Here is a 21,798-nt window from a genome sequence, read left to right on the forward strand (position 1 = left end):
TCCCCCCTCCCAATGGCCTAGACTGCATCCATTGCAGTATTTGCGTCCGCTCGCCCAAGGCCTTTGCATGTCCGACCCCCGCTATCAGATCGACGTCAGCGTCGTGACCCGCTACCTCAAAGAACAATCCGACCCGGAAAACAGCCGTTACGCCTTTGCCTACACCATTACGGTGCAGAACAATGGCTCCCTCAAAGCCAAGCTCCTGTCCCGCCACTGGCTGATCACCAACGGTGATGGCGAAGTCGAGGAGGTGCGTGGCGATGGTGTCGTCGGCCAGCAGCCGACCCTGGAGCCCGGCAAGAGCCACACCTACAGCAGTGGCGCGGTGATCGCCACCCGAGTGGGCACCATGCAGGGCAGCTACCAGATGCTTGCCGAAGACGGCAAACGCTTCGACGCCGAGATCACCCCGTTCCGCCTGGCCGTGCCGGGGGCCCTGCACTGATGGCCAGCTACGCCGTCGGCGACCTGCAGGGTTGCCTGCAGCCGCTCAAGTGCCTGCTCGAGCGGGTCGCCTTCGACCCGGCGGTGGATCGCCTGTGGCTGGTCGGCGACCTGGTGAACCGCGGCCCGGAGTCGCTGGAAACCCTGCGTTATCTCTATTCGATACGCCACTCACTGGTCTGCGTACTGGGCAACCACGACCTGCACCTGCTGGCCGCCTGGCACAACGTCGAGCGGCTGAAGAAAAGCGACACCCTGCGCGAGATTCTCGAAGCCCCCGATGCCGCCGATCTGCTCGACTGGCTGCGCCAGCAGAAGCTGCTGCATTACGACGAGCCACGCGGCGTGGCCATGGTGCATGCCGGCATCCCACCGCAATGGACCCTGGGCAAGGCCCTGGAGCTGGCGGCCGAGGTCGAGCAGGTATTGCGCGACGACAGCCGCCTGCAGCTGTACCTCGCCGGCATGTACGGCAACGAGCCGAACAAGTGGAGCAACAAGCTCAGTGGTGTCGAGCGCCTGCGGGTGATCACCAACTGCCTCACGCGCATGCGCTTCTGCACCGAGGACGGCAAGCTCGACCTCAAGAGCAAGGAAGGCCTGGGCACCGCGCCCAAGGGCTACAAGCCGTGGTTCGCGCACAAGGGCCGGCGCTCGCGGCACGTGAAGATCATCTTCGGCCACTGGGCGGCGCTCGAAGGCAAGGTCCGCGAGCCCGGCATCGTCGCCCTGGACACCGGCTGCGTCTGGGGCGGTGCCATGACCCTGTACAACATCGACAGCGGCGAATATCACCGCTGCGCGTGCAGCGACGACGGCCACGTTCGCCCGCCCGCAGCATCGGCTAAACTCAACGACCAACCCTGAAGGAAAGCCACACCCATGAGCGAGTTCAAGCGCATCCCTCCCGAACAGGCCCTGGCCCTGCGGGCGCAAGGTGCGGTCGTCGTCGATATTCGCGACCCGCAGGCTTTCGCCGCCGGCCATATCACCGGTGCCCAGCATCTGGATAACCACTCGGTCGCCGAGTTCATCCGCAACGCCGACCTCGACGCCCCGACCCTGGTGGTGTGCTACCACGGCAACTCCAGCCAGAGCGCGGCCGCGTACTTGGTTGGCCAGGGCTTTTCCGACGTATACAGCGTCGATGGCGGCTTCGAGCTGTGGCGCGCCACCTACCCGGCGGAAACCGCCCAAGGCAGCGCCGAGTAATTTTTTCATTTTTACTGCAGCCCGCGTCCCACGCGGGTTCGCGCCGCACCTGACGAACGGTAGTGGGCAACTTCTGCCTCCGTCGCCCTTGACCTTGCGTATTACCAACTATCCTTAAGCCCAGGCCATCCAAAAAAGGGGAGAGCCGGTACACCGGCGTGCGGGTCATCGGTAGCGTTTCAGGGTGTTCTGGGGGGTATACAGCAATCGGCGAACCCGGTTGCATGCCAGCATCAGCTGACTGATCCGGCGTCGTCTCCACGTATCGAGCGAGGTGACGTCATGAGCATTTTTAGCCACTTCCAACAACGTTTCGAATCAACCCGCCAAGAAGAACTATCGCTGCAAGAGTACCTCGAGCTGTGCAAAGAGGATCGCAGTGCCTATGCATCGGCGGCTGAACGGCTGTTGCTGGCCATCGGTGAGCCGGAGCTGATCGACACCTCCACCAACTCCAGACTGTCGCGGATCTTCTCCAACAAGGTAATCCGCCGTTATCCGGCCTTTGCCGACTTCCATGGCATGGAAGAGTGCATCGACCAGATCGTCTCGTACTTCCGCCACGCCGCCCAAGGCCTGGAAGAAAAGAAACAGATCCTCTACCTGCTGGGCCCGGTAGGCGGCGGTAAATCGTCGCTGGCCGAGAAACTCAAGCAGCTGATGGAAAGGGTACCGTTCTACGCCATCAAGGACTCGCCGGTGTTCGAGTCCCCACTGGGGCTGTTCAACGCCACCGAAGACGGGGCCATTCTCGAGGAAGAGTACGGCATCCCGCGGCGCTACCTGAACACCATCATGTCGCCCTGGGCCACCAAGCGCCTGCAGGAGTTCGGCGGTGACATCAGCAAGTTCAAGGTGGTCAAGCTCTACCCGTCCATTCTCAACCAGATCGCCATCGCCAAGACCGAACCGGGCGACGAGAACAACCAGGACATCTCCGCCCTGGTGGGTAAAGTGGATATTCGCAAGCTCGAGGAATTCCCGCAGAACGACGCCGACGCCTACAGCTACTCGGGCGCGCTGTGCCGGGCCAACCAGGGCCTGATGGAATTCGTCGAGATGTTCAAGGCGCCGATCAAGGTCCTGCACCCGTTGCTCACCGCCACCCAGGAAGGCAACTACAACAGCACCGAAGGCCTCGGGGCGATCCCCTACTCCGGGATCCTGCTGGCCCACTCCAACGAATCGGAATGGCACACCTTCCGCAACAACAAGAACAACGAGGCGTTCATCGACCGGATCTACATCGTCAAGGTCCCGTACTGCCTGCGCGTCAGCGACGAGATCAAGATCTACGACAAGCTGCTGGTCAACAGTTCGCTGGCCAAGGCGCACTGCGCACCGGACACGCTGAAGATGCTCGCCCAGTTCACCGTGCTGTCGCGCCTCAAGGAGCCGGAAAACTCCAACATCTATTCGAAGATGCGCGTGTACGACGGCGAAAACCTCAAGGACACCGATCCGAAGGCCAAGTCCATCCAGGAATACCGCGACTCTGCCGGCGTCGACGAAGGCATGAACGGCCTGTCGACCCGCTTCGCCTTCAAGATCCTGTCCAAGGTGTTCAACTTCGACCCACACGAAGTCGCTGCCAACCCGGTACACCTGCTGTACGTGCTGGAGCAGCAGATCGAACAGGAGCAATTCCCGGCCGAGGTGCGTGAACGCTACCTGCGCTACCTCAAGGAATACCTGGCCCCGCGCTACATCGAGTTCATCGGCAAGGAAATTCAGACCGCCTACCTCGAGTCGTACAGCGAGTATGGGCAGAATATCTTCGACCGCTACGTGCTGTACGCCGACTTCTGGATCCAGGATCAGGAGTACCGCGACCCGGAAACCGGCGAGATCCTCAACCGCATCGCCCTCAACGAAGAGCTGGAGAAGATCGAGAAGCCGGCCGGTATCAGCAATCCGAAGGACTTCCGCAACGAGATCGTCAACTTCGTGCTGCGCGCCCGTGCCAACAACAACGGCAAGAACCCGAGCTGGCTGAGCTACGAGAAGCTGCGGGTGGTGATCGAGAAGAAGATGTTCTCCAACACCGAAGACCTGCTGCCGGTCATCAGCTTCAACGCCAAGGCCAGCAAGGAGGACCAACAGAAACACAACGACTTCGTCACGCGGATGGTGGAGCGTGGCTACACCGACAAACAGGTGCGCCTGCTGTCGGAATGGTACCTGCGGGTCAGGAAATCGCAATAAGGCGGCAAGCTACACGCCGCGCGCCCAACGCTGGCCTGCCAGCCGCGGGCGGCGGCAGCTGCTTTGCTGCTTCAATGTGCAGCAGTTCGTAGCTTGAAGCGTGCAGCTGTTCCCAGCTACCGGAGGGGTCATGAGCTACGTAATCGACCGACGCCTGAACGGCAAGAACAAGAGCACGGTCAACCGCCAGCGCTTCTTGCGGCGTTACCGTGAACACATCAAGAAAGCTGTCGAGGAGGCCGTGAGCCGCCGCTCCATCATGGACATGGAGCATGGCGAGCAGATCAGCATCCCTGGACGCGACATCGACGAACCGGTGCTGCACCACGGCCGTGGTGGCAAGCAGACCATCGTGCACCCCGGCAACAAGGAATTCACCGCCGGTGAGCACATCGCCAGGCCGCAAGGCGGCGGGGGCGGCGGCGGGCGCGGCAAGGCCGGCAACTCCGGCGAGGGCATGGATGACTTCGTCTTCCAGATCACCCAGGAGGAGTTCCTCGAGTTCATGTTCGAGGACCTCGAACTGCCCAACCTGGTCAAGCGCCACCTGACCGGCGCCGACACCTTCAAGACCGTGCGTGCGGGCATCGCCAACGAGGGCAACCCCTCGCGCATCAACATCGTTCGCACCCTGCGCTCGGCCCATGCCCGGCGCATCGCCCTGACCGGCAGCAGCCGCGCACTGCTGCGCGAAGCGCAAAAGGAGCTGGCGCGGCTGAAGGTCGAGGAACCGGACAACTTCACCGACATCCAGGAAACCGAGCAGGAAATCGAACGGCTCAAGGCACGCATCAACCGCCTGCCGTTCCTCGACACCTTCGACCTCAAGTACAACCTGCTGGTCAAGCAACCCAACCCCAGCTCCAAGGCGGTGATGTTCTGCCTGATGGACGTGTCCGGCTCCATGACCCAGGCCACCAAGGACATCGCCAAGCGCTTCTTCATCCTCCTGTACCTGTTCCTCAAGCGGAACTACGACCGCATCGAAGTGGTGTTCATCCGTCACCACACCAGCGCCCGGGAAGTGGACGAGGAAGAGTTCTTCTATTCGCGGGAAACCGGCGGCACCATCGTCTCCAGCGCGCTGAAAATGATGCAAGAGATCATGGCCGAACGCTATCCGGCCAGCGACTGGAACATCTATGCCGCGCAGGCCTCCGACGGCGACAACTGGAACGACGACTCGCCGATCTGCCGCGAGATCCTCTCCAAGCAGATCATGCCGCACGTGCAGTACTACACTTACGTTGAGATCACACCCCGCGAGCACCAGGCGCTCTGGTACGAATACGAGCGTATCGGCGAGGCCTTCCCCGACACATTCGCCCAGCAGCAGTTGGTTTCGGCCGGTGATATCTACCCGGTCTTCCGTGAACTCTTCCAGCGCAGGTTAGCCACATGACCGCCAGAGCACAGAGACGCCAACCCATTTCCACCGGGTCCGAGTGGACGTTCGAGCTGATCCAGACCTACGACCGGGAAATCAGTCGCCTGGCCGAACGCTACGCCCTGGACACCTACCCCAACCAGATCGAGGTGATCACCGCCGAGCAGATGATGGACGCCTACGCCTCCGTCGGCATGCCGCTCGGTTATCACCATTGGTCCTACGGCAAGCAGTTCCTCAGCACCGAGAAGTCATACAGCCGAGGCCAGATGGGCCTGGCCTATGAAATCGTGATCAACTCCGATCCGTGCATCGCCTACCTGATGGAAGAGAACACCATGTGCATGCAGGCACTGGTGATCGCCCACGCCTGCTATGGCCACAACAGCTTCTTCAAGGGCAACTACCTGTTCCGCACCTGGACCGACGCCACGTCGATCATCGATTACCTGGTGTTCGCCAAGCAGTACATCGCCCAGTGCGAGGAGCGCCATGGCATCGACGCGGTAGAGGACCTGATCGACTCCTGCCATGCCCTGATGAACTACGGTGTCGATCGCTACAAGCGCCCCTACCCTATTTCCGCCGAAGAAGAGCGTCGGCGGCAGAAAGACCGCGAAGAACACCTGCAACGGCAGATCAACGACCTCTGGCGGACCATTCCCAAGGGTGCCGAGAAAGGCGGCGAGCGCGACGATGCACGCTTCCCCGCCGAGCCACAGGAGAACATTCTCTACTTCATCGAGAAGAACGCACCACTGCTCGAGCCCTGGCAGCGCGAAGTGGTGCGGATCGTGCGCAAGATCGCCCAGTATTTCTACCCGCAGCGCCAGACCCAGGTGATGAACGAAGGCTGGGCGACCTTCTGGCACTACACGCTGATGAACGACCTGTATGACGAAGGCCTCATCACCGAAGGCTTCATGATGGAGTTCCTGCAGTCGCACACCAGCGTGGTGTTCCAACCGGGCTTCGACAGCCCGTACTACAGCGGCATCAACCCCTATGCACTGGGCTTTGCGATGTATACCGACATCCGCCGCATGTGCGAAAACCCCACCGAGGAGGATCGCCGCTGGTTCCCCGACATTGCCGGCAGTGATTGGCTTTCTACCATCAAGTTCGCCATGAGCAGCTTCAAGGACGAAAGCTTCATCCTGCAGTACCTGTCACCCAAGGTCATTCGCGATCTCAAGCTGTTCAGCATCCTCGACGACGATCAGCGCGAAGACCTGCTGGTGCCGGCCATCCATGACGAGGACGGCTACCGGACCATCCGCGAGCAACTGGCGGCCCAGTACAACCTGGGTAACCGGGAACCGAACGTGCAGATCTGGAGCATCGACCGGCGTGGCGACCGCTCCCTGACCCTGCGTCACCAGCAGCACAACCGCAAGCCCCTGGGCGACTCCACCGAGGAGGTTCTCAAGCACTTGCACCGCCTGTGGGGCTTCGATATCCACCTGGAAACCGTCCAGGGCGACCAAGTGGTCAAGACCCACCACATGCCACCGCGTGGCGAACACGGCGAAAGCGGCGACTATGGCCGCATGGACCTGGCCGTCATTCACCACCTCTAGCATCCAGCCAACGCCGTTACTGCCGACAGGGTATCCTGTGGGCAGTAATGGAGGCTGCACATGCAAATCTACAAAGTTGGCGGCGCGGTGCGTGACCGCCTGCTCGGGCGCCCAGTCAGCGATATCGACTGGCTGGTGGTCGGGGCCACGGTCGAAGACATGCACGCCAAGGGCTATCGGCCGGTCGGCGCTGATTTCCCCGTCTTCCTGCATCCGAAGACCGGTGAGGAATATGCCCTGGCGCGCACCGAGCGCAAGAGCGGGCGGGGTTACGGCGGCTTCACCTTCCACGCCAGCCCCGACGTGACCCTGGAAGAAGACCTGGTGCGCCGCGACCTGACCATCAATGCGATGGCCGAGGATGAACAGGGCACGGTGTATGACCCCTACAACGGCCAGGAAGACCTCAGCCAGCGAATTTTACGCCACGTTTCCCCCGCGTTCGCAGAAGATCCCTTGCGGGTACTGCGCGTCGCTCGCTTTGCTGCACGCTATGCGGCACTGGGTTTTCAGGTTGCCGATGAAACGCTGGCGTTGATGCGCCAGATCAGCGCGTCAGGCGAACTGCACGCACTGACGGCCGAACGCAGCTGGAAAGAAATCGAACGTGCCCTGATGGAGGACCAACCTCAGGTCTTCATCCAGGTATTGCGCGCGTGCGGCGCGTTGCCCGAGTTGATGCCCGAGCTCGAAGACGGCGCCGATACCCTGCCGGCGCTGCAGCAGGCTGCCGCGCACCATCAGCCGCTACACGTGCGCTGGGCCTGCTTGCTGCGCGGCTTGGAGCCGACCGCGATCAAAGCGCTGAACCAGCGATTCAAGGCGCCACGGGAGTGCCAGGAACTGGCCCTGCTGGTAGGGGAGTTTGCCGAACGGGCCGACCAGGCCATGGCGCTGGACGCGACAAGCCTGCTGGAGATGCTGCAGAAGTTCGATGTGTATCGGCGGCCGCAGCGCTTCGAGGATTTCATTGCGGCGTGCGAGATGGCCGTATCTGGAGATTACCCACAGGCCGATTATCTTCGCGGAGCTGCGGCGGCGGCACGGGCGGTTGACGTGAAGCCACTGGTCGAAGCGGGACTGACTGGCCAAGGTCTGGGCGAGGCGCTCAAAGGTGAGCGACTGAAAGCGCTCGAGGCTTACAAGCTCAATTGAACATACCGGCCCTTTCGCGGCTAAAGCCGCTCCTACAGGTTCCACACCCCCTGTAGGAGCGGCTTTAGCCGCGAAAGGGCCAGTACAGGCTCAACCCGGGGTCAGCTGCAACCCACGCCACTCGAAGGCAACCGGTGCCAACACCTGCTCGATCCGCGCTTCCTGCCACAACTGCGCCATGCTTTTCCCCACCCCCGGATGCACCAGCTTCGGCGCCAATAGCGACAACGGCCACAGCACGAAGGCATTCTTCAGGATCTCGGCCCTGGGCAACACCAGCCCATTGAAGGTGCCGTGCAGGTCGTCGTACATGAGTACGTCGATATCCAGCGGCAAGCCCTTGCGTTCAGGCGCATAGCGGCCATTGTCCGCCTCGATGAACTTGAGCCGACGGTCCAGCTCCATCAGCGGCAGCTCGGTAGTACCCGTCACCACGAAGTTGATGAACGGCCCGCTCTTGATACCCACCGCCTGGCTCTCGAACGCCGGAGAGCAGCGCATGTCGCCCAGAATCGCCGCCAGGGCATCGAGCCCGGCGCACAGGTGCGCATGGCGGTCGATATTGCTGCCAAGACCCAGGTAAACCCTGCTCAGAGACATCCGCGCTCGATCTCCACGCCAACACCGCCACGGGCCGCCGGCACGGCGCCTGGCTTGGTCAGTTTCAGCCGCACCCAGGGGATCTGGAACTCGGCCATCAGTACCGCGACCAGGCGCTCGGCGAAGGTTTCCACCAGCTCGAAGCGCGCCTGCTCGGCAAATGCCTGGACCCGCGCCGAGACACTGGCGTAGTCCAGCGCCAGGCTCAGGTCGTCACCGGCCGCGGCTGGGCGGTTGTCCCAGGCGAAACTCAGGTCCAGGCGCAGGCACTGGCGAATATCCCGCTCCCAGTCATAGGCACCGATGACGGTATCGACTTCCAGGCCTTCGATGAACACTCTGTCCAAGCACTTCTCTCCACAGCACGACAAGGGCGACTGGCGCCGTTAGAATCAGGGCGTCCTCGCCCGGAATAGTTAGCATGTTTTGGTTATTGGCGCTGCTCGCCTACCTGCTCGGCTCGCTGTCCTTCGCCATCCTCCTCAGCCGCCTGTCAGGCAGCCCGGACCCGCGTTCCAGCGGCTCGGGCAACGCCGGCGCCACCAACATGCTACGCCTGGCCGGTCGCAAACTGGCGATCCTGACCCTGCTTGGCGACCTGTGCAAGGGGTTGCTGCCCGTCCTGCTTGCCCGCGCCGCCGGCCTCGACCTGCAGGAGCAGGCCTGGGTGGGCGTATGCGCGGTACTCGGCCACCTGCTACCACTGTACTTTCGCTTCCAGGGCGGCAAGGGTGTCGCCACCGCCGCCGGCATGCTCATGGGCCTGTACTTCCCGGCCGCCCTGCTCGCCATCGCTGCCTGGCTGCTGACCTTCTACCTGACCCGCACCAGCTCCCTCGCCGCGCTGATCGCAACGCCGCTGACCCTGCCCCTGCTGGCGTGGCGCCAACCTGAAGCGCTGCTGCCGATCGCCGTGCTCACGGTGATGATCGTATGGCGCCACCGCAACAATCTGCGCGATCTGTTTGCCGGGCGTGAAAGGCATTTCTGACGCGCCCGGCGCAAATCAGACCGGCGGCAGCTGCTCCATCGGCCAGCGCGCCTGCACGCTGATCGCCAGGTCCTGGCGCTGCCCGGCCAACAGACGCTGGCAGCCGGCATAGGCGATCATCGCGCCGTTGTCGGTACAAAACTGCGGTCGAGCGTAGTAAACGTTGCCCTTGATACTGGCCAGCATATCTTCCAACGAGGCGCGCAGGGCCTTGTTGGCGCTGACGCCACCGGCAATCACCAGGCGCTTGAGGCCGGTCTGCTTGAGAGCACGCTTGCACTTGATGGTGAGAGTCTCCACCACCGCCTGCTGGAACGCCAGGGACAGGTCGCAACGGGTTTGCTCGCTGTCGTCACCGGCATTGCGGCACTGCTGCCAGGTGTTCAAGGCGAAGGTCTTCAGGCCGCTGAAGCTGAACTCCAGGCCCGGACGATCGGTCATCGGCCGTGGGAACACGAAGCGCCCCGGGGTCCCCTGCTCGGCCAGGCGAGCGATTTCCGGACCGCCTGGGTAATTCAGGCCGATCAGCTTGGCGGTCTTGTCGAAGGCCTCGCCGGCGGCGTCGTCCAGGCTCTCGCCGAGCAACTCGTACTGGCCGATGCCATCGACGCGCACCAGTTGGGTATGCCCACCCGACACCAACAAAGCGACGAACGGAAACTCAGGCGGGTTTTCCTCCAGCATCGGCGCCAGAAGATGGCCTTCCATGTGGTGCACGCCGATCGCCGGGATGTCCCAGGCAAAGGCCAGCGCCTGGGCGCACGAGGCACCCACCAGCAGCGCGCCAACCAGGCCGGGGCCGGCGGTGTAGGCAATGGCGTCGATCTCGGTCGCGACACAGCCGGCCTCGTCCAGCACCTGGCGGATCAGCGGCAGCATGCGCTTGACGTGATCCCGCGAGGCGAGCTCGGGCACCACGCCGCCGAATACGCGGTGCAGGTCGATCTGGCTGAACAGCGCGTCGGCCAACAAACCGCGCTCGCTGTCGTATAATGCGACGCCGGTTTCGTCGCAGGATGTTTCCAATCCCAGTACTAGCATGGGCTCGTCCCTTGTGGGGGCTGAATTCGAAGCCGCGCATGATAGTCCCCGTGCCGGGTGCCGACCAGCGGTTTTCGATCAGAGGCTTTGCATTCCGGCTTGCTAAGGGTTAACATCCGCAACCCTTGAAAACCGACGTTCTCCAGCACACCTTTTGTTTTGCCAGGAGCACGTCTACCCCGGTAATGAATTAAGGTAGCCCTGGATGCCAGCCGTCAAAGTTAAAGAGAACGAACCCTTCGACGTAGCTCTGCGTCGTTTCAAGCGCTCCTGCGAAAAAGCCGGTGTACTGGCTGAAGTTCGTAGCCGCGAGTTTTACGAGAAGCCGACCGCCGAGCGCAAGCGCAAAGCAGCTGCCGCTGTTAAGCGTCACGCCAAGAAAGTTCAGCGCGAACAGCGCCGCGCCGTTCGTCTGTACTAATACAGACGTTCTACGCAAAGCTTCTGCCCCGCCCGGCTCTGCGCCGGGCCGATGGCAGCGGTTGCTTCAAAATGCTTCAAACCTTGAGCAGCTAGCCCAAGGCGCCCTTTGCCAGTGCTTCTGCACCTGCAAGGCGGCATACGCCTGAAACGTCAGAGCTGGTCCAAGACCAGTCGTGCACGTCCTGTCTGACGAGCCCCTGTGGCTGGCGACGAGCACACTCCCTCGCACTTTCCTGTTTACAGCACTCGCCCCTACCTTCGCGTTAGCGTTTAGACTTGCCAGCTGCCAGATGACGAGACTGCCATGGCCGGGCTGATTCCCCAGAGTTTCATCGATGACCTGATCAACCGCCTCGACATCGTCGACGTGGTGAGTTCGCGCGTCCAGCTGAAAAAGACCGGCAAGAACTACTCCGCCTGCTGCCCGTTCCACAAGGAGAAGACCCCCTCCTTCACCGTCAGCCCCGACAAGCAGTTCTACTACTGCTTCGGCTGTGGTGCCGGCGGCAACGCCCTCGGCTTCGTCATGGACCACGACAACCTGGATTTCCCCCAGGCCGTCGAGGAACTGGCCCGCGCCGCTGGCATGGAGGTACCCCGCGAAGAGGGCCGGCGCAGCCAGAAGCCACGCCAGCCGACCGACTCGCCGCTGTACCCGTTGCTCGAGGCGGCTGCCGAGTTCTATCGCCAGGCCTTGCGCAGCCATCCGACCCGCAAGTCGGCGGTCGAATACCTCAAGGGCCGAGGCCTGTCCGGCGAGATCGCCCGCGACTTCGGCCTGGGCTTCGCCCCTCCGGGCTGGGACAACTTGCTCAAGCACCTGGGCGCCGACAGCCTGCAGCAGAAGGTGATGATCGACGCCGGCCTGCTGATCGAGAACGCCGAGAGCGGCAAGCGCTACGATCGCTTCCGCGACCGGGTGATGTTCCCCATCCGCGACAGCCGCGGGCGCGTCATCGCCTTCGGCGGCCGGGTACTGGGCGACGACAAGCCCAAGTACCTGAACAGCCCGGAAACCCCGGTGTTCCACAAGGGCCAGGAGCTGTACGGGCTGTACGAGGCGCGCAAGCACAACCGCAATCTCGACGAGATCATCGTCGTCGAAGGCTACATGGACGTCATTGCCCTGGCCCAGCAGGGCCTGCGCAACGCCGTCGCCACGCTCGGCACGGCCACCAGCGAGGAACACCTCAAGCGACTGTTTCGTGTGGTGCCCAGCGTGCTGTTCTGCTTCGACGGCGACCAGGCTGGGCGCAAGGCCGCCTGGCGCGCCCTGGAGTCGACCCTGTCGGCCCTGCAGGATGGGCGCCGCGCGCGCTTCCTGTTCCTGCCCGAAGGCGAAGACCCGGACAGCCTGGTGCGCGCCGAGGGCACCGACGCCTTCAGGGCCCGCATCAACCAGCACGCCCAGCCACTCGCCGATTACTTCTTCGAGCAACTGAGCGCCGAGGCCGACCCGCGTTCGCTGGAAGGCAAGGCGCACATGGCGACCCTGGCCGCACCGTTGATCGAAAAGATCCCCGGCGCCAATCTGCGTCAGTTGATGCGCAATCGCCTGAAGGAAATCACCGGTCTCGACCCGCAGCAGGTCGAGCAACTGGCCCAGCAGGCGCCCGTCACCAGCAGCGTGCCGGACTACGACCCGGGCTACGACTACGATGCGATGGCCAGCTATACCCCCGACTACGGCGACATGCCGCAGCCGGACTACGCCCCGGTACACCAGGAGCCACAGTGGCAACCGAAACAGGGCGGCGGCAAGAAGCCGTGGAGTGACAAGCCCTGGGACAAGAACCGCAAAGGCGGCAAGCCCTGGCAGCAACGCGACGAAGCCCCTCCGCGGGTGCCGGCGCCGGTCGAGCCGCCTACCCTGGCCGCCCTGCGCACCCTGCTGCACCACCCGCTGCTCGCCGGCAAGGTCGAGGACGCCAGCCACTTCGCCGACGAAGAGCACCTGTACAGCCAGCTGCTGGTGGCGCTGATCGAGGCCGCGCAGAAAAATCCTGGTCTAAGCTCTATGCAGCTGATCGCACGCTGGCACGGCACCGAACAAGGCCGCCTGTTGCGGGCCCTGGCGGAAAAGGAATGGCTGATCGTGGCGGACAACCTTGAACAACAGTTTTTCGACACCATAACTAGCTTGTCTGCCCGCCAACGCGAGCGCAGCCTGGAACAACTGCTCAGGAAATCACGTCAAAGCGAATTGACCAGCGAGGAAAAATCCCAGCTCCTCGCCCTGCTGAGCCGGAATGTTCCCGCACAAACGCCGACCTCATCTGGCGCGTGAGGCCCATGCTCGGGTATAATCCTCGGCTTGTTTTTTGCCCGCCAAGACCTTCAGTGGATAGGGTGTTATGTCCGGAAAAGCGCAACAGCAGTCTCGTATCAAAGAGTTGATCACCCGCGGTCGTGAGCAGGGCTACCTGACTTACGCGGAGGTCAACGACCACCTGCCTGAGGATATTTCAGATCCGGAACAGGTGGAAGACATCATCCGCATGATCAACGACATGGGGATCAACGTATTCGAGAGTGCTCCGGATGCGGATGCCCTTCTGTTGGCGGAAGCCGACACCGACGAAGCCGCGGCCGAAGAAGCCGCTGCTGCGTTGGCGGCAGTTGAAACCGATATCGGCCGCACGACCGACCCGGTGCGCATGTACATGCGCGAAATGGGTACCGTCGAGCTGCTGACCCGCGAAGGCGAGATCGAAATCGCCAAGCGTATCGAGGAAGGCATCCGTGAAGTCATGGGCGCCATCGCCCACTTCCCGGGCACTGTCGACTACATTCTCGGCGAATACGACCGCGTCACCACCGAAGGTGGCCGCCTGTCCGATGTTCTCAGCGGTTACATCGACCCTGACGACAACATCGCCGCCCCGACCGACGAAGTACCGGTGCCAGGCGCCAAGGCCCCTGCGGCCAAGGAAGAGTCGGACGACGAAGAAGAAGAAAGCGAAGGCAGCGACGACGAGGAAGAGACCGAAAGTGGTCCTGACCCGGTCGTTGCAGCCCAGCGTTTCGGCGCCGTTGCCGATCAGCTCCAGGCCACTACCAAGGTCCTGAAGAAGAACGGCCGTGACGTCAAGGAAAGCATCGAGGCCCTCCAGGCCCTGGCTGACCTGTTCATGCCGATCAAGTTGGTGCCGAAGCAGTTCGAAGTCCTGGTCGAGCGTGTCCGTGATGCCCTGAGCCGCCTGCGTCAGCAAGAGCGCGCGATCATGCAGCTGTGCGTCCGTGACGCACGCATGCCTCGTGCCGACTTCCTGCGCCTGTTCCCGAGCAACGAGACCGACCAGACCTGGTCCGGCGACCTGGCCAAGCGCAACACCAAATGGGCTGCCGCCCTGGGTGAAAAGGACGCCGCCATCGTCGCCTGCCAGCAGAAGCTGATCGACCTCGAGACCGAGACCGGCCTGACCGTCGCTGAAATCAAGGAAATCAACCGTCGCATGTCCATCGGCGAGGCCAAGGCCCGCCGCGCCAAGAAGGAAATGGTCGAGGCGAACCTGCGTCTGGTGATCTCCATCGCCAAGAAGTACACCAACCGTGGCCTGCAGTTCCTCGACCTGATCCAGGAAGGCAACATCGGCTTGATGAAGGCGGTAGACAAGTTCGAATACCGTCGCGGCTACAAGTTCTCGACCTACGCCACCTGGTGGATCCGCCAGGCGATCACCCGTTCGATCGCCGACCAGGCGCGCACCATCCGGATTCCGGTGCACATGATCGAGACGATCAACAAGCTCAACCGTATTTCCCGCCAGATGCTGCAGGAAATGGGCCGTGAACCGACCCCGGAAGAGCTGGGTGAACGCATGGAAATGCCTGAGGACAAGATCCGCAAGGTATTGAAGATCGCCAAGGAGCCGATCTCCATGGAAACCCCGATCGGTGACGACGAAGATTCGCACCTGGGCGACTTCATCGAGGACTCGACCATGCAGTCGCCGATCGACGTGGCCACGGTCGAAAGCCTCAAGGAAGCCACCCGCGACGTGCTTTCGGGCCTGACCGCGCGCGAAGCCAAGGTGCTGCGCATGCGTTTCGGCATCGACATGAACACCGACCACACCCTCGAAGAGGTGGGCAAGCAGTTCGACGTGACCCGTGAGCGGATCCGTCAGATCGAAGCGAAGGCGTTGCGCAAATTGCGCCACCCGACTCGCAGCGAGCACCTGCGCTCCTTCCTCGACGAGTGATGACGAACCCCGGCCCAGGCCGGGGTTTTTCTTTTCCGTGACCGGGCGATTTAGCCCTGACACAGGGGCCGATGCGCGACTACACTCGATTCAGACTACCTGAATGCGAGGCCGCTATGCCGCCAATGCCGGCCATCCTGTTGCTGATCCTGCTCCTGTGGAACACAACGGCCGGCGCCCTGACCCTGACAGACGAGGAAAAAGCCTGGCTCGCGGCCCATCCGCAACTGAGCCTGGGCGTCGATGCCTCCTGGCCACCGTTCGAGTTCCGCGACCAGGAGGGCCGATACCAGGGATTGGCCGCCGATTACATCGCCTTGCTGCAGCAGCGCCTGGGCGTTGCGCTGACGCCGGTAGAGCCGAAAAGCTGGACCGAGGTACTGGAGCAGGCGCGCAACCATCGCATCGACCTGCTGCCAGGCATCATGTCGACCCCCGAACGCCAGGCCTACCTGGCGTTCACCCGCCCCTACCTGGACTTTCCCATCGTCATCCTCGCCCACGAGGGCGGCGCGCAACCGCGCACCCTGAACGACCTCTACGGCTTGAAGATCGCGGTGGTGGAAAACTACGCGCCCCACGAACTGCTGCGCACCCACCATCCCGACCTCAACCTGGTAGCCATGCCCAACGTCAGCTCGGCCCTGCAGGCCCTGGCTACCGATGCCGTGGACGCGGTGGTGGGCGACCTCGCCTCGAGCATCTGGAGCCTGCGCCAGCTCAAGCTCGACGGCCTGTACGTCAGTGGCGAGACGCCCTACCGCTACCAGTTGGCCATGGCCACGCCGCGTGACAATCCAATGCTGGTCGGCATCCTCGACAAGGCCATGGCCGACCTCGGTGAAAGCGAGGTCAACCAGCTCCAGCAACGCTGGGTCGGCAATGTGGTCGACAAACGCACGTTCTGGCACGACTTGCTGCTCTATGGCCTGCCTGCGGTGCTGGTGCTGTTGGCCATGCTCGCCGCGGTGATGCGTATCAATCGGCGCCTGAGCTCGGAAATTTCCCGGCGCATCTCCCTGGAACAGGAGCTGCGCAGCAGCGAATACCATTACCGCAGCTTGATCGAAAGCCTGTCGGCGATCGCCTGGGAAGCGGACGCCAACGACTTCACCTACAGCTACGTCTCGCCCCATGCCGAGGACCTGCTCGGCTATCCCATCCAGAGCTGGCTGCGCCCCGGCTTCTGGCGCAGCATCCTGCACCCGGAGGACGCACTCTGGGCCCAGGCCTATTGCGAGAGCGAAACCGCCGCCGGCCGCGACCACAGCCTCGACTACCGGGTGATCCGCGCCGATGGTCAGCCCCTGTGGGTACGCAACATCGTCAGCATGATCGAGCATGGCCACCGCCCGGTGATGCGTGGCCTGATGATCGACATCAGCGAGACCAAGCGCACCGAGGACGCCCTGCGCCTGTCGGAGCAAAAGTTCGCCTCGGTGTTCCAGCAGTGCCCGGACATCCTGCTGATCGCCCGGCACAGCGACGGCGTGCTGCTGGAGGTCAACGAAGCCTTCGAGGAGCAGATCGGCCTGACCCCGGGCCAGGTGATCGGTCGCACCGCAACGCAACTGGGCCTGTGGGGCGTCAGCGGGAGTGGCCCGGCGCTGCTCGAGCGCCTGCACCGGGGCGGCATCCGCAACCTCGAGATGACCTTCCGGCGCAGCAACGGCCAGTTGTTCACTGGCCTGACCTCGGCGGAAACCTTCGAGCTCGATGGCGTCCTCGCGCTGGTGGTGGCTGTGCGCGACATCAGCCAGCTCAAGGAAACCCAGGAACAACTGCAAACCTCCGAAGAGAAATTCGCCAAGGCCTTCCACGCGTCCCCTGACGGCCTGTTGCTGTCGCGCCAAAGCGACGGCCTGCTGATGGAGGTGAACGAAGGCTTCTGTCGCCTGACCGGCTACGACCTCAACCCGTCCATCGACCAGACCTCCTTCGACCTGGGCATCTGGGTAGACCTCAACGAGCGCAAGCGCCTGATCGAGCAACTCAGCCGTGACGGCTTCGTGCGTGACTTCAGTTGCCACCTGCGGCGCAGCGACGGGCAGATCCGCCTGTGCGAGCTGGCCGCCCGGCCGTTGCCGATCGGTGGCGTCGATTGCATGCTGACCATCGCCCGCGACATCACCGAACGTCACCTGATGCAGGAAAAACTCCAGCTGGCGGCAACCGTGTTCGAGAACACCGCCGAGGGTGTGCTGATCACCGATACCGACCAACGCATCAGTGCAGTCAACCGGGCCTTCAGCGAGATCACCGGCTACAGCGAAATCGAGTCCCTGGGCCAGACCCCGCGTCTGCTCGCCTCCGGCCAGCACGACAGCGCCTTCTACGCCGCCATGTGGCACCAACTCACCGACGAAGGCCACTGGCAGGGCGAGATCTGCAACAAACGCAAGAACGGTGAGCTGTACCCCAGCTGGTTGACCATCAGCGCGGTGCGCAACCTGGAGCGCGAGGTCACCCACTTCGTCGCCGTGTTCGCCGACATCTCCAGCCTCAAGCATGCCCAGGCCAAACTCGACTATCAGGCCCACCATGATCCGCTCACCGGCCTGCCCAACCGAGCTTTGTTCGAAAGCCGTCTGCAGAACGTACTCACCTGCCCCCAGGTGTCGAGCCGCCAGGGCGCCGTACTGTTCCTCGACCTCGACCGTTTCAAGCATATCAACGATAGCCTCGGGCACCCGGTGGGCGATCTGCTGCTCAAGGGCATCGCCCAGCGCCTCAAGGAGCAAGTGCGTGACGTCGACACCGTGGCCCGCCTGGGTGGCGACGAGTTCATCATCCTTCTGCCCGGCCTGCACCGCCCCAGCGACGCCAGCACCATCGCCAACAAGCTGCTGGCGTGTTTCAACGCCCCATTCCAGGCAGGCGAACACGAGTTCTTCACCAGCGCCAGCATCGGTATCAGCCTCTACCCCCAGGACGGCTCCGACGTCGCGTCGCTGATCCGCAACGCCGACGCCGCGATGTACCGCTCCAAGGCCAAGGGGCGCAACCGTGTCGAAGTCTACACCCGCGACCTCACCGCCCAGGCCAGCGAACGCGTCGCCCTGGAACACGAGCTACGTCGCGCCATCGAACGTAACGAACTGAGCCTGAACTACCAGCCCAAGCTCAGCCTCAAGACCCAGCGACTGGTCGGCGCCGAGGCGCTGATCCGCTGGTGCCATCCCAGCCTGGGCGAAGTGCCGCCGGAGCACTTCATCCACCTGGCCGAAGAGAATGGCACCATCCTGCAACTGGGCGACTGGGTGCTGGAACAGGCCTGCATGCAGATGCACGCCTGGAAGAAGCGCTACCAGGCGTTCGGCCCGCTCTCGATCAACCTGGCGGGCGCGCAGCTGCGCCACCCCAAGCTGGCCAAGCGCATCGAACACCTGCTCAAGACCTATCAGCTCAAGGCCGGCGACCTGCAGTTGGAGATCACCGAGAACTTCATCATGAGCCAGGCCGAGGAGGCCCTGGCGGTGCTGCACGAACTCAAGCAGCTGGGCGTGCAGTTGGCCATCGATGACTTCGGTACCGGCTATTCGTCACTGAGCTACCTCAAGCGCCTGCCGCTGGACATCCTCAAGATCGACAAGTCATTCATCCGCGGCCTGCCCGACGACCCGCACGACGCCGCCATCGCTCGGGCCATCATTGCCCTTGGCCGCAGCATGCAACTGACGATCATCGCTGAAGGCGTGGAGAACCAGGCACAACAGCGCTTCCTGACCAACGAGGGCTGCGAGCAGATCCAGGGCTACATCGTCAGCCTGCCGCTATCACCGGACGAATTCGCCGCGTCCTTTCTTCGTATAGCACTGTCCGATCTTTCGGATGGCACCCTTTCAAAACCCTCGTTATAATCCGGCCTCCTGCTGAGGGCCTATAGCTCAGTCGGTTAGAGCAGAGGACTCATAATCCTTTGGTCCACGGTTCGAGTCCGTGTGGGCCCACCAAGTACAAAAGCCGCGCATTGCGCGGCTTTTGCGTTTATGGCGGGATCGCCTCAGATACGGAATGCTCATTTGCAACTCGTAAACCCGCGTGCGATCCGGGTCCTTTCCTCATCCGTTTTTGTGGGGCTGGCATCGCCTACGCCGCCCGGCCTGACGTTCGCTCGACGACTATTCGCACCCAATCTACTCGTCAGCCGGCTCGAAGCGCTCGCCACGAAACACCCGACGTGGATTGCCACGCTCGATGCGGTGATGGAACAAGCGCCGCTCCGCGCGCAGTTCGCTGTCGACCTGCTCTGCCTGTTGCGCCAGGCGTTGACCGATGAGCAGCAGCGCCAAGCGCTTGTTGGCGTGCTGGCTACGCTCGCTCTGTACCTTGACGCTGACGCCGCTGGCCAGGTGCGTGGCGCGCACTGCCGAGTCGGTGGTGTTGACATGCTGACCACCCGGCCCGGACGAACGCAAGGTCTCGAAGTGGATCTCGCTCGCCAATTCCGGTGCCGGTGGCGCAAACCGTGCGCCCCCAAAGAACCAGTTCTTACGCGCATGCCCCGGCCGGTACGGACTGCTGCACGTCCATTGCAGCGAGCCCGTCCAGTGATCCGCCAGGCGCTCGGCCTGCTCGCCATCCAGTGCCAGCAACACCGAGCGCAAGGTACCGCGCCGCAGCCCCGGCTCTTCTTCGAGTATCCGTACCGCCACGGCCTGAGCATCCGCTTCGGCCTGCAGCCTGAGCAATGCTTTGGCCACTGCCAGGGCACATTCTTCCGGCCCCTGAGCCGCCGAGAGTTGCAGTAGGATCATCAGCAGCACCCCCCGCGTGTCTTGTAGGTGAGTACCGGTTTCAGTCGCGCCAGCACGCGAACCAATCCCGCTTCACGCAAGGCACCCACCACCGAGTCGATAGCCTTGTAGGCCTGCGGCGCTTCCTCGTAGATCAGCGCCCGGTCGGCGCAGATCACGCGGCTGCCTAGTGCCGTACGACTCAGTTGCTCGACGCTGTAGCGCGAGGCGAGGCGGTCCTTGCACTCGCCGCGCATCCATTTGCGCCCGGCGCCATGGGCCAGGGACAACAGGCTGCGCTCGTCGGCGATCGGCTGTACCAAGTAGCTGTAGTCGCCGCGCGAACCAGGGATCACCACCGCCCCCTGATCCGCCGGTGTGGCGCCTTTGCGATGCAGCCAACCATCGAGCCCGTCGACCTGCGCTGGCGACACCAGGTTGTGGTTGATGTCGAGCAGTACATCGCCATCGGCACGCAAGCGTTCGAGCATGCGCCGGGCAATCAACTGACGGTTGGCTTCGGCAAAACGCAGCGCGCCGTCGTGCCGGCCCAGATAATGAGTGCTGGCCTCGCTGCCCGCCTCCAGTCCGTGATGACCGAACAGGTCGACCTGCTCACGCAAGATCGCCTCGCCCAATCCACGCGAGCCGCTGTGCACCAGCAACAGCAGGTGTTTGCGCTCGATGCCCAAGGCTGCCAGGGCCGCATCGTCGTAGTTTTCATCGAGTTGCTGCAGCTCGGCGAAGTGGTTACCACCACCAATGGTGCCTAGAGAACGCTCGTGCCCCGTAGCAGGCAAACCGAAGCTGGCGACGGCCTCCTGCCACGTCTCGTCGAGCGGCAGTTCGAGGCTGCCAAGGCGTTTCTCCAGCTTGTCCAGCTGCAGCTTCGCGGTCGGGATATCCGTGCGCCACAGCGCCATGCCACAGCCGATGTCATTACCGACCAGCGCCGGGTACAAACGCCCCACGGAAAAGAATGCCGCGCCGACCGGATAGCCACGCCCCGGATGCAGGTCCGGCATGCCGGCCACCCGATGCATGCCCCCTAGGCGAGCGGTGGTTTCGAGTTGTTGGATCGCTTTTCCTTCGATCCAGGTGTCGTCCGCGGCGACCAATACGGCGCCGTCGGACAAATTGCGGATGCAAGTGCCCATAGTCCAATCCTGATGGGTTGAAACAAAAAGATGTTCGGATTGGCAGGCCAGAGGCCGGGCGTTGCGGTACCGCTAACCAGTAACGGCGAATGCGATCAAGCCAGGCGCGACCTGCAAAGGGTGATCAACTGTTGCATGATGTACCTCCTTTGCTGTCGGGTGAGAGAAGGCGGGCATGTTAGGTGTGTAAGTGCCACCTTGCAACAACCTTGATCACATTTTTACCAGGAGAACAACGTCATGGCCGAAAAACCTGACCGCTCCGCGGTACAAAAAACAATACACTGGCGGTACAGTGCCCAGCTTCCACCCATTTCGCCAAATTATGCTAAACACCAGTAACTACGCTACGTCCAGCTAACTATGCCTACGCACGGTTTTACTGGGTTTGCAGCGTCTCCAGGCAATTAATAATCCTTTGGTCCACGGTTCGAGTCCGTGTGGGGCCCACCAGATACGAAAGCCGCGCCTTGAGCGCGGCTTTGTCATTTCAAGAAAGGGGAATTGAGCGCTGATAGCAATGCAAATCCTCCTCCCGATAATCCAGGTGCCTGGGCCGCCCCCACCACCTTGGCATGTGGCCACGGCAAAGCAACGCCCGCCAGGTGCAACGCCCGGCTGTCAATTAACGCCGCCCAAGGGGGTAGCTGGTTCGCCAG

The 21,798-nt window shown here is 62.8% G+C and carries 17 protein-coding genes and 1 tRNA gene; 13 read left to right on the forward strand and 5 right to left on the reverse strand.

The window, feature by feature from the left end:
- Positions 1-67 precede the first annotated feature (67 nt).
- From apaG to IAE37_RS22775, 7 genes are all read left to right on the forward strand, one after another.
- The gene (apaG, locus tag IAE37_RS22745; RefSeq protein WP_201177180.1) at positions 68-448 is read left to right on the forward strand and encodes a Co2+/Mg2+ efflux protein ApaG; all 381 of its coding nucleotides are present in this window, start codon (positions 68-70) and stop codon (positions 446-448) included.
- The gene (locus IAE37_RS22750) at positions 448-1,314 is read left to right on the forward strand and encodes a symmetrical bis(5'-nucleosyl)-tetraphosphatase (protein ID WP_201177181.1); all 867 of its coding nucleotides are present in this window, start codon (positions 448-450) and stop codon (positions 1,312-1,314) included. The genes apaG and IAE37_RS22750 overlap by 1 nt, the downstream gene beginning before the upstream one ends.
- Before the next feature lie 15 nt (positions 1,315-1,329).
- Positions 1,330-1,659, forward strand: coding sequence for a thiosulfate sulfurtransferase GlpE (gene glpE / locus IAE37_RS22755; protein WP_201177182.1), 330 nt, complete (start codon positions 1,330-1,332; stop codon positions 1,657-1,659).
- Positions 1,660-1,941: 282 nt separating this feature from the next.
- On the forward strand, positions 1,942-3,864 hold the full coding sequence (locus IAE37_RS22760) for a PrkA family serine protein kinase (RefSeq protein WP_201177183.1): 1,923 nt from the start codon (positions 1,942-1,944) through the stop codon (positions 3,862-3,864).
- A gap of 130 nt (positions 3,865-3,994) precedes the next feature.
- The gene (locus tag IAE37_RS22765) at positions 3,995-5,266 is read left to right on the forward strand and encodes a YeaH/YhbH family protein (protein WP_201177184.1); all 1,272 of its coding nucleotides are present in this window, start codon (positions 3,995-3,997) and stop codon (positions 5,264-5,266) included.
- A complete protein-coding gene (locus IAE37_RS22770) occupies positions 5,263-6,831 on the forward strand; it encodes a SpoVR family protein (protein ID WP_201177186.1) in 1,569 nt (522 codons plus the stop codon). The genes IAE37_RS22765 and IAE37_RS22770 overlap by 4 nt, the downstream gene beginning before the upstream one ends.
- Before the next feature lie 60 nt (positions 6,832-6,891).
- Complete coding sequence (locus IAE37_RS22775; RefSeq protein ID WP_201177188.1) at positions 6,892-7,986, forward strand: multifunctional CCA addition/repair protein; 1,095 nt, start codon at positions 6,892-6,894, stop codon at positions 7,984-7,986.
- Between the two features lie 90 nt (positions 7,987-8,076).
- Here IAE37_RS22775 and folK read toward each other — a convergent pair whose 3' ends face one another.
- Positions 8,077-8,586: a 2-amino-4-hydroxy-6-hydroxymethyldihydropteridine diphosphokinase gene (folK, locus tag IAE37_RS22780; RefSeq protein ID WP_201177190.1), complete on the reverse strand. Its 510-nt coding sequence runs from the start codon at positions 8,584-8,586 to the stop codon at positions 8,077-8,079.
- Positions 8,577-8,933, reverse strand: a complete 357-nt coding sequence (gene folB, locus IAE37_RS22785) for a dihydroneopterin aldolase (protein WP_201177191.1) — start codon at positions 8,931-8,933, stop codon at positions 8,577-8,579. The genes folK and folB overlap by 10 nt, the downstream gene beginning before the upstream one ends.
- A 74-nt stretch (positions 8,934-9,007) precedes the next feature.
- Here folB and plsY point away from each other — a divergent pair, with 74 nt between their 5' ends.
- Complete coding sequence (gene plsY / locus IAE37_RS22790; RefSeq protein WP_201177194.1) at positions 9,008-9,577, forward strand: glycerol-3-phosphate 1-O-acyltransferase PlsY; 570 nt, start codon at positions 9,008-9,010, stop codon at positions 9,575-9,577.
- A gap of 15 nt (positions 9,578-9,592) precedes the next feature.
- On the opposite strand, the gene tsaD is transcribed toward plsY, so the two are convergent.
- The gene (gene tsaD / locus IAE37_RS22795; protein ID WP_201177195.1) at positions 9,593-10,618 is read right to left on the reverse strand and encodes a tRNA (adenosine(37)-N6)-threonylcarbamoyltransferase complex transferase subunit TsaD; all 1,026 of its coding nucleotides are present in this window, start codon (positions 10,616-10,618) and stop codon (positions 9,593-9,595) included.
- 205 nt (positions 10,619-10,823) lie between these two features.
- Here tsaD and rpsU point away from each other — a divergent pair, with 205 nt between their 5' ends.
- The 5 genes from rpsU to IAE37_RS22820 all read left to right on the forward strand — a co-directional run bounded on the left by rpsU (position 10,824) and on the right by IAE37_RS22820 (position 19,199).
- Positions 10,824-11,039: a 30S ribosomal protein S21 gene (gene rpsU, locus IAE37_RS22800; RefSeq protein WP_003255575.1), complete on the forward strand. Its 216-nt coding sequence runs from the start codon at positions 10,824-10,826 to the stop codon at positions 11,037-11,039.
- A gap of 306 nt (positions 11,040-11,345) precedes the next feature.
- The gene (gene dnaG / locus IAE37_RS22805) at positions 11,346-13,328 is read left to right on the forward strand and encodes a DNA primase (RefSeq protein WP_201177197.1); all 1,983 of its coding nucleotides are present in this window, start codon (positions 11,346-11,348) and stop codon (positions 13,326-13,328) included.
- 67 nt (positions 13,329-13,395) lie between these two features.
- The gene (gene rpoD / locus IAE37_RS22810) at positions 13,396-15,246 is read left to right on the forward strand and encodes an RNA polymerase sigma factor RpoD (protein ID WP_201177198.1); all 1,851 of its coding nucleotides are present in this window, start codon (positions 13,396-13,398) and stop codon (positions 15,244-15,246) included.
- Between the two features lie 116 nt (positions 15,247-15,362).
- Positions 15,363-19,106, forward strand: a complete 3,744-nt coding sequence (locus IAE37_RS22815; RefSeq protein ID WP_201177199.1) for an EAL domain-containing protein — start codon at positions 15,363-15,365, stop codon at positions 19,104-19,106.
- 16 nt (positions 19,107-19,122) lie between these two features.
- Positions 19,123-19,199, forward strand: a tRNA-Ile gene (locus IAE37_RS22820).
- Positions 19,200-19,382: 183 nt separating this feature from the next.
- Here the strand turns inward: IAE37_RS22820 and prfH are convergent.
- Positions 19,383-20,003 carry a peptide chain release factor H gene (prfH, locus tag IAE37_RS22825; RefSeq protein WP_201177201.1) on the reverse strand — a complete coding sequence of 207 codons (621 nt, stop codon included), beginning with the start codon at positions 20,001-20,003 and terminating at the stop codon, positions 19,383-19,385.
- The gene (locus tag IAE37_RS22830; RefSeq protein ID WP_201177203.1) at positions 20,003-21,139 is read right to left on the reverse strand and encodes an RNA ligase RtcB family protein; all 1,137 of its coding nucleotides are present in this window, start codon (positions 21,137-21,139) and stop codon (positions 20,003-20,005) included. The genes prfH and IAE37_RS22830 overlap by 1 nt, the downstream gene beginning before the upstream one ends.
- Between the last annotated feature and the right edge of the window lie 659 nt (positions 21,140-21,798).

This window comes from Pseudomonas sp. S31 (genome assembly GCF_016648105.1).
GTDB lineage: Bacteria > Pseudomonadota > Gammaproteobacteria > Pseudomonadales > Pseudomonadaceae > Aquipseudomonas.